Origin of the sequence: Neobacillus niacini, from assembly GCF_048572935.1 — a bacterium.
Taxonomy (GTDB): Bacteria; Bacillota; Bacilli; order Bacillales; family Cytobacillaceae; genus Neobacillus; species Neobacillus niacini.
The window spans coordinates 5,718,407-5,731,192 of sequence record NZ_CP183883.1; the positions used below are offsets into that span (position 1 = coordinate 5,718,407).

Consider the following 12,786-nt stretch of genomic DNA (forward strand, 5'->3'; position numbering starts at 1 on the left):
TTTTAAAAGGAATGAGAATATGGACCATTATCTACTAACATTATGGAATTCAGAAGCTGCTGGAGAGGTAAAAGTACAACAGCTTGCAGAAATAATTACTCTCAGTACAAAACAAACTCGACGAAAACTAAAACAATGGCAAGAAGAAGGCTGGTTAACATTTCAAGCTGGCGTTGGTCGGGGGAACGAATCAACACTAAAATGGATTAAGGACGTGGAATCAGAGTATGAACAACTATTCTTATCAAAATTGGAAAAATACTCGATTGAGGAAGTAAGTAAATTATTATTATATGAATGGTCACTAGGAACTAAACAGCGTTTAATGACGCGATTTCAAACTAAATTTGGGTTTCATCAAGAGGAGCAGGATCGATTAATCATTCCCCGATTTTACCGCTTTTTAACGTATCATCCTTTAAAGGCTGCAGATGTACATAGTGCAAACTTAATTGCAAACATTTATAACCGTGTTGTAGCTTTGGAGGAAGATAATACAATCATTCCCGAGCTTGCTCATAGCTGGGAAGTCACGGAAAAGAAGTTAACATTATACCTTCGAAAAGATGTAGCCTTTCATGATGGTTCCATTCTCAATGCGGAGGACGTCGTCCAATCGTTCTCTATGATGAAACAGGATGAAATATATGCTGATCTATGGAAACCTATCACAAAGATATATTCTTCTGCACCTCTAATCGTAGAAATTGAATTTCCAAATGGCTGTACCTATATTTTGCCGCTTCTTAGTATGATAACCGCGAGTATTTATAAGGAATCAAACGGTCAGGTCATTGGGACAGGCAGCTTTTATATGGGGGAAAATACAGATGAGAAAACCGTATTACGCGCCTTTAAACAATATTACGGTGAGCGCCCGCTATTAGATACTGTAGAATTTATCCAGGTTTCGAGAGAGTTTGGAAATGTATATTATGGGGCCCATGAATCAAAAGAGGTTGGAACCTTTAAAGTGGAAAGTGACTCGGGCTTTGGTATTGTTGTGATGAATAGTAATCGTCATACCGATATTGCTAGAAAGGAAGTTAGGGATTACATTCATATGTTGATAGACGAAAATCGTTCGCAAATATCGACAGTTAATGCCCTAATTTCTGAAAATTGTTCTGGTTGTTTAATCGGTTTTTCCAAGCCATATTCAATGCCAAAAATAGTAAAAGCATCACTATCAGAACCATTACAAATGAAGTACACAAGCTATGCAAAGGATGTATCCATTTGGCTGAAAAACATACTTGAAGCAGCAGGGATTAGAGTGGAGTTAGAGGAAGTCTCGTTCCACAATGCCGTGTATGATGATGATTTAAAAGTAAATGCGGATTTATTTATACATGGAGAAATATTTGAGTTAAATCAAAGCTTTTCCTTTTTTAATTTTTTGAAAAATAACTTTTCACCACTGCGAAATTTAATACAATCTGATTCTTTTTTACAGAATTCTATCCTAGCCTATGATCATTTGCCCTTTGAACAATGGATGGATCAGCATTTAAAAATAGAAGATTATCTAATAACAAATTCCCACTGTATCCCGCTCTATTATTCAAAGAGGCAAATACCTTTTTCCATTAATTTAATGAACATCAAAATGAAGCATTTTGGTTATGTAGATTTATCGAAAATATGGATGAAGCCCAAATATTAGTACAAAAACAGTGCCTGACATCTAGATGTCAGGCACTGTTCATTAATCTTGATACCCTGATAATTGTTGCTGGACTTCGTTTAGGGAATTAATTGCTTGTTGGATCTTGTTTTTGTTATCTGGTTTTTCAGCGTTACTTAGTGCTTGTTGCAGTGTATCAACCGTGTTTTGCACCGATGACATACCTTGGTCAACATATTGTTTAGCTTTTGGCATATGTACACCTCCTTCATTATTTCAGAAGTAGTATCTGCACATATTCCAAAAATATTAGAAATTTTACTTGAAGCCTCTGGCGAATCTCTTTATTTTTCCATCATCAGCTTTAAGATTAGTTCGTCCGTATGCCTTGTTCCTTCGTTTCCTAGCTTACAAAAGCTTTCAATACTTTTTTCTACATCATCATGGATAAATCCGTCAGTAGATTTAATTTCTTGATCGTTTAGTGCCAATAGAGCTGATTGTACGGCTACATTCGAACAGGTAGATACTTTCATCGCACATCCAGCCTTGGCGCCATCACAAATCATTCCCGAAACATTACCAATAGTGTTCTGTATTGCAGCTTTAATTTGATTTAGTTGACCCTCAAGTAAATAAACGATTGCCCCACTTGCACCCATTCCCGCGGCGGTGACACCACATAATGCTGAAAGGCGTCCAAATTTTGATTTAATATGAATGGTAATCAAATGGCTCAGCGCAACCGCTCGAATCATTTTTTCTTCAGAAACCTGCAGTTTCTCTGCGACTGCCACAACTGGTAGTGTCACGGCAATTCCTTGATTGCCACTTCCAGTGTTCGCCATGACTGGGAGTGTTGAACCTGCCATTCTAGCATCAGAACCAGCTGCAGCTAGAGACATCGCTGCAGTAGCTATATCATCAGATAGAATTCCCTTTTTTACATTTTCCCTAATGGTCTTCCCTACTTTTAAGCCATACTCGCCCGAAAGACCTTCTTGTCCAATTATTCTATTCAGTTCAATACTCTTTTTTACGAGAGATAAGCTATTTATTTCGACCTGTTGAACCCATTCAACAATTTCATCGATTGTAAGTGAGACTAATTCTTCTTCATCAGACTGAATGCCGATATTTTCGCATCCACCTTGAAACACAGCCTTACCATCAACTTCGATTAACGTAATATTACTATGATTATCAGAAATAACCACTTTAGAAGTATGCTGATTGGTTGTTAGGGTTACTTCAATATATAGTCGTTTCGGTGTATCTGCTTGACCAGATGTTACTTTTCCTTCTTCTATTAGTTTTAAAGCGGACTGCTCATCCTCAAAAGTAAGTCCATTTAATACTTCTAATTGTTTCGTTGGATTCCCCGCAGCAGCACCAATAGCAGCAGCGAAATCGAGACCACTTGAAGTCATCCCTGGTATCCCAACAGATTTAGCATTCTTGATTATATTTCCACTGGCTCTTAGACTTATCTTTTCTATCTGCCCTTTGGCGTAGCTTTTTGCCGTTGCTGCAGCCAATGCAATCGCCACAGGCTCCGTACAGCCGAGTGCAATAACTAATTCTTTTTCGAGAATGGCTTCTATTTTATGCTTCTCCATTATATTCCACACCTACTTTTCTAAAATACCTTATCTAAGATATTACCATAGCAGAGCAGATATAATTTGGGGTAATTTTACCAATTAGTCCATATCGTATAAAAAAGAGTCTTTCTTGGGAACTAAAGACTCTTTTAAATGACTTTATTACATTGAATGGCTGATTGTTTCTTCTCCAATTTCTACTTCTCTTCCAAACAGTCTAGCATAGACTCCGTTGCTATTTTCCAGTAAATCTGCGTGTCCGCCCTGTTCGGCAATTTTTCCATTTTCTAAAACAATAATCTTATCTGCTGAGAGAACGGTTGAAAGACGGTGAGAAATAATAAGAATCGTTTGTTTCTTACCTGTTTTCAAAACAGACTCATTGATTTTCGTTTCGGTGATAGGGTCAAGAGCAGAACTGGCTTCGTCTAGAATTAATATGGGCGCATCTTTAATAATGGCTCTAGCGAGCGATAAACGCTGCTTCTGTCCTCCAGAAAGAAGGCTTCCTCGTTCTCCTACCTTTGTATTCAAGCCTTCCGGCAGACTTTCCACTAGTTCATCCAGACCGCTATCATGTAAGGCTTTAAATAATTCTTCATCCGTTGCGTCTGGCTTTCCGATTCTTAAGTTATCCGCCAAGGTACCATTCCGCAATTGAACATCCTGGGTCACGATTGCTATTTGTGAACGCAGCCACGCTGTGTCCCATTCAGTAATATTTCTGCCATCCACTTCAATCCGACCATTGTTCGTCTCATAAAATCTAAATAGCAAATCTACGATGGTAGACTTCCCTGAACCACTTGGTCCGACTAGTGCCACTTTGTCACCAGCATGGATATCAAAAGTAACCCCTGACAGCACGTTTTCTTCTTTTTCTGGATAAGCGAACGTTACATCTTTCAGCTTAATACTGCCGCTAGCCCTTCCACCTTTTATGCCTTCCAGTATTTCAGCTTCCGCTGGCTGGTGAGAAAGGAGTATATCTGAACGGTCTAGCGCTGGTCCAGTTCTTCTGACAGATAGCCAGTTACGCAGCAATCGCTGCATTTCGTTAGCTGCAATCGTGACCAATCCACCCGCGGTAAGCATTTGTCCGCTTGTCAAACTATTGTTCCAAATTAATAATGTACTAATCAAATAAACAATAGCTAACGCAAATCCATTATAGCTGGCAATCACCACGACTGATTGCATTCTTGCCTTTAATTCCTTAATAGAATGCTTTACGAAAGAGTTTCGGATGGCAATAACACTTTCCACCTCATTTTCAGAGACTCCCATCACTCGTGATAAATGAATTCCCGTAACCGATTCTCTCAATCTTTCTAGATATCTGGAAGCTTCGTGTCTCGCGTCAGCAGAGGCAGCTCTGGTCCTGGCCCCCACATAATTAGAAGTCCAATAAAAGATAACACCTAGGACCACACTAGTAATCATTAAATAAGGATGAATCCAAAGCAGTACCAGACTGTAAATAAATACCCCCTGGACACTTGCCATGAAGGTCGATCCTTCCCAAGCAAGAAAATTGTGGAGAGTATCAGGGTCATCCGAGACTCGTGCCAGCAGTTCCCCAGAAGAATTGTTATGGTAAAAAGAATAAGGCAATATCTGCAAATGGCTAAACAGCCTCAGCTTTTGCCAATTCGTTACTGTCTTAGCTGTCTGATGGCAAAAATATTCATCGATGACCATCATAACTAAATCGAAGATGGCGGAAAAGATTAATAACCACATTAAGCCCCAAAGCCAAGAATGGTTTTCATTCGGGATGATTGTATCCACAAGCCAGCTAAGCGCTAATGTAGGGATTAAAGCTGAAAAAACCTGACTTATTGCGATAACAACTGAGTCAGCAATTACCCACTTTTTATAGGGTCTTAAAAACGCCAGAACTCTGCGGCCATCGCGATTTTTGTTTTGCCCGGAGACAGTGTTTGCGCTCATCCAATCATCTCCTTTTCCAACTCGCTGTATTGGGCTTTATATAATTCATAATACTGCCCTTTTAATGCCAGCAGCTCTTCATGTGTTCCTTCTTCTGCCACCATGCCCTGATCTAAAAGGAGAATCTTATCTGCATTCCTGACTGTGATCAACCGGTGGGCGATTGTGATGGTTGTTCTGCCTGGAATTAATTGTTCAAGTGCTTCCTGGACCTTTTCTTCTGTTTCCCCATCCAAGGAGGATGTCGCTTCATCGAAGATTAAAATTGGAGGCTGGCGTAGAATGGCTCTAGCAAGTGCTACCCTTTGCCTCTGTCCACCGGATAGCTTTAATCCGCGTTCACCGACCACCGTTTCATACTTATCGTCCAAAGATTGTATTAATTCAGTTAACCCCGCAGCTTCAACCGCTTTATCTAATTCTTCTTGAGTTGCTTCCTTTTTTCCATATAAAAGATTATTTCGCAGCGTACTGTTTAAGAGAAACGTTTCCTGAGAAACGACCCCTACCTGCTGCCTAAAGCTATTTCGGTTGCAGGCAAAAAGATTCTTTCCATCGATATGAACCGACCCTTTCTCAGGTTCATATAAACCAAGGAGAATCTGTATAAGTGTACTTTTCCCGCCTCCGCTTGTTCCAACAATTCCAATGTGATTCCCTTGGTCCATTGAGAGTGATACGCCTTTTAGGATTTTTTTATCACTGTTAGGATAAGTAAACCAAATATTATCTAAGTTAATCTTACCCTGAACTGCACCAAAGGCTGGCAGGTGTTCTTCATGCTCTTCCGGCAAATCGAAATATTCATAGATTCTTTGTAGTGCTGGAATTGCCTGTTGAATCGTTAAAGCATTCTCAGCCAACGACCGGACAGGCAAAAACATAATCGGAATAAAGTTAAGACAAGCAATCAAGGTTCCAATGGTAAGATTGCCTTTCCAAATGGAGAAGCCCCCAATTAACATAACAACACCGGGAGTTGCTATATTAAATAGATTGCCTAACCGCCAATTGACCTTTCCAATTAAAGCTGCACGGATCGAGTAGTTTTTCCATTCTGTCTGTTTTTTCTGCTGCGTTTCAATTTCCTTTTTCTGCGTCTGAAATGTCCTAACAAGTCTAGTACTTTCAATGCTTTCCTGTAGGTGCTGATACATGTCTGCGCTCATCTCTCTTTGCACAGCGCTCATTTTCCGCATCGTTATCCCTAGTTTAAATGAAGGAAATATGTAAATGGCAAATACCGCAAACATGACAATGGCTGCCGGCCAGTACAATGCGAATACAGCTGTAAAAGCAGCAATCGCACCAATAACTTGCTGTAATATACGAGGAACGACCGTATTATTTAAGTTTTGAACGGACTCGACATCATGAGTTAACCTGTATAACATATCTCCTCGAGGTGTTGTAGTAAAAAAAGACATCGGTGTTCGATGCAGCTTTTTAAATGCACGGATTTGCATGTCTGTTATCACATCTAGACCGATTTTTACCTGCACATACTCTTGCAAGGTTTCAAACGAAGACTTGCCTAGAAAAGCGATTAGTACACCACCAACAATCCATAGTAAAAAGGTTGTATCTCGGGCACCAATTACTTCATCCACTAGTTTACCTGCCAATATTGGAGGCAAGATGGTAAATGCTCCGCCCATTAACGAAAAGGCAAGAGCAAGCAGTAACTTTCTCCAATATGGTTTAAAATGACCCAATGTAGTTTTTAATAAATTCATAATAATCCCCCTCGCGAGATATTATTTTATTACAAATAATAGAAATATTCATTACTATTTGAAAAAAATTTTCATTTTCTTCCTTTTTTCTTGCTGACACACAAAAAGGTAACATCCCTGGGGGTGTTACCTTTTTGGTCAATACATCGATTAATGTTCACGGTGGACCATATAGTTGAGTAAATGCTTGAGAAAAGCGGTATTTCGCGGTATCTCTTGAAGGGTCTCCATTGCAAGACAATAATGTTCCCACATCGCTTTTTTAGCTCCATTTAAGCCTAAGATTGATACAAAGGTCGAATGATTATTTTCTGCATCTTTTCCAACGGATTTTCCAAGTGTGTTCGTATCCCCTTCAACATCAAGGAGGTCATCTTTAATTTGAAATGCAATTCCGGCATGATAGGCATACTTTTTCAACGCTTGCATTTCCAATTCTGTTGTATGGGCAAGAATAGCCGGCATAATGAGAGCAGCTTCAAAGGCGATTCCGGTTTTATAAAAACACAACATATTCAATTGTTCCAGTGTTAATGGTTTACCTCTAGAACCTAAGTCCATCGCCTGGCCTTTACACATCTCTGCCGTCATTTGCGCCGAATATTGAATCAAACTTAGTACTGTTTTCGAATCAAAATCTTCTAGCATTGATTGTTCCTCTATCGCCTTCTGGGTAAGAAAAAGGGCTGTAAGCTCGGCAATTGCATTGTTATAAACCATGTGAAGAGTTGAACGTCCTCTACGGATGGACGCATTATCTTGGGATGGCAAGTCGTCAAAGATTAGGGAAGCAGTATGCATAAATTCCAATGATCGCAGCAGCGGCACAATGGCCGATTTACTTAATTGATATTCATTTATACCCATTATCCATGTAATGATTGGCCTCAGCCGTTTTCCATCGCCTTCAAGACTATAGTTTGCTGCATCAGTAATTGGCTCTATTAATAAAGTTGCAGTTTCATCTTTAGCGATAGGTAAGAGCTGGTTAATTTGTTCCCTTACATTGTCAATACTCTCTTGAAATTCTTCTTGTTCTTTCCGATCCTTTTTAAGACTGGTAATCATATGATCTCGGAGAAGTTTATCAAAGAAGTCAACATCATCGGCTTTATTGACCATTTTTTGAATTACAGAATTAAATTCCGGAACCCCAGAAGCAAATATCTCCATTACTTGATTGTATTTTTTGGTGCCTAAACGTTCTTTATATCTTTTTAATCCATTTATCGCTCGATTTAAAATGATCTCACAGGCCTTTTTATCTGAATGATAAACATGATGTATTAAATTGGATATGACACTCCAATATAATTCAAATGGGTTTATAAGATCATTACGCTGATTATGATATTTCAGATAATAGGTATAGGGTGTGACCGCACCATTTTCCAAGTCATCAAACATATCTGCAAAGTCATCTGCGAGTTGATTGTATATACCATAAAAAAAGGTTCGTTTGTCAAAGCCCTCATCTTCCTCTGCAGTAATGACGGAGCGGACAATCAATCGTGAGGAGGCAGATTTAAGAATGACCGGGATGTAGAGCTCTTCATTGGTGTATTTTTCATTTGTTAAGTCCTTTTCTCGGTCCACTTCCTGTGAATGAAAAAATACATACGATTGTTCAAAGAATGATCGTATGGTCTCTGGCCGCTGTTGCGCTTTTATATACTCAAATCCCTCCCGAAGCTCAGAATGAATGAAGGTGATTAAAGCTTTATTCTCTTCTTCCCAATCACTGCCCAATTTCGGTACTGCTCCCGTGGTAAGCGTGGTACGAATTAAATCGGAGTATTGTTTTTTCTCTTTATCAGATAGAACTTTGGAGTCTAGAAGATCATCAATAAAGGGATACGTCAAACCATAGGCATAACCTAACCGAATGGCTCTATCAAGTCTATGAGCACGTCCATCAGCAGAAGTTCTATCACCCATTTCTTCCATCTCGTGCAAAATAACTCCAGCTATAATTTTAATTAGCTTTCGCTGTGCATGATCCGCATCCATTCCCTGAGGAATATGGTTAGCTACACTCTTTAGTTTGTTCATTAACCAGATTATCGTCAATTCAATTGATTCCTGCTGTGCCCATCTGTACAGCCAAGCCATTGAAAAAGTCTCATTTTTATTTTTTTTATTTTCCTGGGATTGAGTAAGATTATTTTTTAAACTAGTAACAACACTTTGAATCCTTGCCTCTGTCTCTTTAGAATCGAGTGCTTTACCTAAATCACGCATAAAAATATAAGAGATGCTTCTATCTAGGTAGTTATCTAATTTACCTGTATAATCGAGCCATTGGAGATAACTATGATACTCAAAGGAAGTCGGTTTTCTCTTTCTGCGAGAAAGGAAAGTTACGATTGAATGATGGGGAATATGATTGTGCTTCCAGGATTGTATATCACTTGTAAGCGTAGTAACATAGCTTTTTTGCAGCACTTGCTGATACAGCGACTGAAAATAATTACTTGCCTTTTGCTCAGCCATTGCATAGCAAGTATCTTCATTTATTAATACCGTCTTCATCATTTAAACATTACCTCAACTTCACGTTCGCTTTAGTATGTATATTAATAATACACGTAAGCTTTCGCTTTATAACTATTAAACTGAAAATTATATAAAAAAATCCCTTCAGACCTTTCAGCTGAGGGATCATTCATTTTCTGTTATTCGTATCTTAATGCCTCAATCGGACTAAGCTTAGAGGCTTTGTTCGCGGGAAGCAATCCAAAGATAATACCTATTATGGCTGAAAAACTTACCCCAATTAGAACGATCAACGGACTAACGGTTGCAGTAATAGGCGAAAACTCTGAAACAAGTATACTGCCTATCGCTGCCAAACCAATTCCAATCACCCCTCCTAATGAGGTTAATGTGATGGACTCAATAAGAAACTGTAATAAAATCTTCCTTCTTGTCGCACCAATGGCTTTCCGCAATCCAATTTCTCTTGTCCTTTCCGTTACCGAAACAAGCATAATATTCATGACACCAATTCCGCCTACTAATAGAGAAATACCTGCGATACTTCCAATTAGCAGTGTTAGTAACGATATCATTGTGTTTAATTCTCGTTCATAATCTTCGAAATCATTTGTCGAATACTTGCCGTTTTCAAGACCTTTTACTGCAGTTAACGTTTCAGCAGCGCGCCTGCCTGTTTCAGAGATGTTTTCAGGGTCGCTTGCAATCACTTTTAATTGTTCAATTTCTCGATTTCCAAACATCATAGAGATGACAGAACGCGGCATAAGCATTTCACCCGTTTCCTTATTTCGGAATTGTTCTGGCAGCGGTGATTCATACACACCCACGACTTTATATGGATTATCATTTAGATTAATAATTTCCCCGATTGGGTTTTCGGATTCCTTAAAGAACTTTTCTCTTGCTATTGTATCAATCAGCACTACCCGATTCAAACCATCGTTATCTGCTGCATAGAGAGATCGTCCTTCAACTACTTGAATATCTCTAGCAGGGAAGAATTCCGCTCCAACGCCGGTAATTTGCATTTCACCCTGCTCATCATTATGTGTCATCATTCCCCAGCCTTGATTCGTTGCAACCACTGCCTTTACTCCCGGAACTTTAGAGAGTGTTTGGACATCTTCAGACGTTAATTCTGGTTCTTCCCAAAACATCATTTCCGGGTCATCTTCAGGGGGAATATACTCATAATAAATATCAATCGCATTCTTGTCGGTACTAAACAATTCATCCGTCATTTGCTTTTTTGTACCTTGACCAATTGCTACGATAGTAATAACAGCAGCTACACCTATGATAATACCAAGCATGGTAAGAATGGACCTTATTTTATGATTCCAGATTGACGAAAGGGCGATTTTAAAACTATCCCATATGTTCATGTGGTTACCCTCCGGTCATCCGTGATCAAACCATCTTTAATCGTGATGATCCTTTTAGCATAGGCCGCTATTTCTTCTTCATGCGTAACAATGATGACCGTTTTTCCTTCTTCATTAAGCTGTGTGAACAGTTTCATTATTTGTTCGCCTGTATTCGAATCAAGTGCACCCGTCGGTTCATCAGCTAAAAGAATAGTAGGATTATTGACTAGCGCCCTTGCAATCGCAACACGCTGTTTTTGGCCACCCGATAATTGATTTGGTAAGTGTTTCATCCGGTCTCCTAAACCAACTTTTACAAGTAGTTCCTTTGCTCTTGCTGTTCTCTCCCGTTTGGAAACCCCAGCATATACAAGCGGTGAGGCAACATTTTTAATTGCATTGTCTCTAGGGAACATGAAAAATTGTTGAAAAACAAATCCCACATGCTCATTTCGAAGCTTCGCGAGGGTGGTTTCTTTTGCTGCAGCGATTTGTTCTCCGTTTAGTTCATATGTACCTGAAGATGGATAATCAAGAAAACCTATAATATTCATTAACGTAGATTTTCCTGATCCAGAAGGCCCCATAATCGCGACAAATTCTCCATCTTCTATGGTTAAATCAATACCATGAAGGACGGGAACCTCTAATGAACCCTTACCATATACTTTTCTAATATTACTTAACTTCATCATAGTCGGTCACTTCCATTCCATCGTGCATTTCTTCAGTTGGTGTAAGGACCGCAAGCTCTCCTGGCGAAACTCCTGATGTGACTTGAATGAAAGCGTCGTTCATAACTCCGGTTTGCACTTCGCGCCTTTCTAATTTCCCATCCTTTAAAATATAAACAACCTTGATCCCCGCTTCATCGATTAAAGCAGGATGTGGGATTGCAATTTTTTTTGCGGCATCACCTGCTTTTATTTCTAAGGAAACATGGAAGCCCTGACGTAACTCGGATGTATCGTCTGTAATGACAACCTTAAAAGGATACATAGTCACGTTACCAGCTCCACCGCCGCCTTGAAATCCTTCTCCCCCGCCGCCATCGGCATTTGGAAATTGTGAAACAGATTCAACCGTTCCTTTCCATTCACGATCTTTAAAAACTTTTGGACGGATAATAACTGGTTGTCCTTCCTTAATCTTGACTGTGTCAAATTCACTCATTGACCCAATCACTTTATAGGGTTGGCTAGAAATAATGTGGATGACAGGTTCTGTTGCACCAGCCTCCGTATTTACTGGATTTTGATTAACCTTTACAATAATCCCATCCATTTTACTAACAACCGTCATTTGATTTTTCTGTGCATTAAATTCTTTTATTCGATCCTCAGCCGATGTAATTTCCGTCTTTGTATTTTCATACTGCATTTCTTGTTGAACCTTTTCATTCGATAGCTGATTTATGTCTTCTTGTGTTAGCAAGCCCTCAGGTGCCTCTTCTCCTGTACTAGTACCCTGCGTTTCCAACTTTTTCTTCGCCTCGGCTAGGCGCTTCGTACTATCAGCAATCTGGCTTTGTTCTGTTTTCCCTCTACTTTGCAGCAATTCTTTTTCACGAACAGCTCTCTTAAGTTCACTCTCTATTTTTGAAGAATCATAGACTACTAATGGGTCCCCAGCTTTGACAGCCTGGTTCTCTGTAACTTTAAATTCAATAATTTCTCCTTTTTCAGGTTCTAAATAGACTTTTTGTTCACTTTCGGGGACAATTTTACCCGTAACAAGAATCGATTCTACCAATTCTTGTTCACTGACTTTTTGTACGCTAATATTCATTACACCCTTATCATTACTTACCTGTTTTGTTCCTGCATTTGCATATAAATATGTACCCGTGCTCGCAATGATAAGTATTCCCACAATAGCTGCTACCCAAATCCACACCTTTTTCTTCACCCATATACCCCCGTTAATTCTATTATTTATCACACTAATATCTACTATAAAGGTACTGGAAAAATTTTCAATAGATTTAAATGGGATATTTT

At 39.2% G+C, this 12,786-nt stretch carries 9 protein-coding genes; 1 reads left to right on the forward strand and 8 read right to left on the reverse strand.

Going from position 1 to position 12,786, the window contains the following annotated elements; genetic code table 11:
* Positions 1-19 precede the first annotated feature (19 nt).
* Positions 20-1,666 carry an ABC transporter substrate-binding protein gene (locus ACN6MT_RS28100; RefSeq protein WP_419954105.1) on the forward strand — a complete coding sequence of 549 codons (1,647 nt, stop codon included), beginning with the start codon at positions 20-22 and terminating at the stop codon, positions 1,664-1,666.
* A gap of 42 nt (positions 1,667-1,708) precedes the next feature.
* Here the strand turns inward: ACN6MT_RS28100 and ACN6MT_RS28105 are convergent, their stop codons facing one another.
* From ACN6MT_RS28105 to ACN6MT_RS28140, 8 genes are all read right to left on the reverse strand, one after another.
* Positions 1,709-1,882: a hypothetical protein gene (locus ACN6MT_RS28105; protein WP_169803753.1), complete on the reverse strand. Its 174-nt coding sequence runs from the start codon at positions 1,880-1,882 to the stop codon at positions 1,709-1,711.
* A gap of 89 nt (positions 1,883-1,971) precedes the next feature.
* Positions 1,972-3,246 (reverse strand): serine dehydratase subunit alpha family protein, encoded by a 1,275-nt coding sequence (locus ACN6MT_RS28110; RefSeq protein ID WP_419954106.1) that lies wholly within the window; start codon positions 3,244-3,246, stop codon positions 1,972-1,974.
* A 147-nt stretch (positions 3,247-3,393) separates the two neighbouring features.
* Positions 3,394-5,184 carry an ABC transporter ATP-binding protein gene (locus ACN6MT_RS28115; RefSeq protein ID WP_419954107.1) on the reverse strand — a complete coding sequence of 597 codons (1,791 nt, stop codon included), beginning with the start codon at positions 5,182-5,184 and terminating at the stop codon, positions 3,394-3,396.
* Positions 5,181-6,920, reverse strand: a complete 1,740-nt coding sequence (locus ACN6MT_RS28120) for an ABC transporter ATP-binding protein (RefSeq protein ID WP_419954108.1) — start codon at positions 6,918-6,920, stop codon at positions 5,181-5,183. The genes ACN6MT_RS28115 and ACN6MT_RS28120 overlap by 4 nt, the downstream gene beginning before the upstream one ends.
* 150 nt (positions 6,921-7,070) lie before the next feature.
* Complete coding sequence (locus ACN6MT_RS28125; RefSeq protein ID WP_419954109.1) at positions 7,071-9,455, reverse strand: polyprenyl synthetase family protein; 2,385 nt, start codon at positions 9,453-9,455, stop codon at positions 7,071-7,073.
* Between the two features lie 140 nt (positions 9,456-9,595).
* Positions 9,596-10,804: an ABC transporter permease gene (locus ACN6MT_RS28130; RefSeq protein ID WP_419954110.1), complete on the reverse strand. Its 1,209-nt coding sequence runs from the start codon at positions 10,802-10,804 to the stop codon at positions 9,596-9,598.
* Positions 10,801-11,481: an ABC transporter ATP-binding protein gene (locus tag ACN6MT_RS28135; protein WP_063255391.1), complete on the reverse strand. Its 681-nt coding sequence runs from the start codon at positions 11,479-11,481 to the stop codon at positions 10,801-10,803. The genes ACN6MT_RS28130 and ACN6MT_RS28135 overlap by 4 nt, the downstream gene beginning before the upstream one ends.
* Positions 11,465-12,694 (reverse strand): efflux RND transporter periplasmic adaptor subunit, encoded by a 1,230-nt coding sequence (locus ACN6MT_RS28140; RefSeq protein WP_419954111.1) that lies wholly within the window; start codon positions 12,692-12,694, stop codon positions 11,465-11,467. The genes ACN6MT_RS28135 and ACN6MT_RS28140 overlap by 17 nt, the downstream gene beginning before the upstream one ends.
* Between the last annotated feature and the right edge of the window lie 92 nt (positions 12,695-12,786).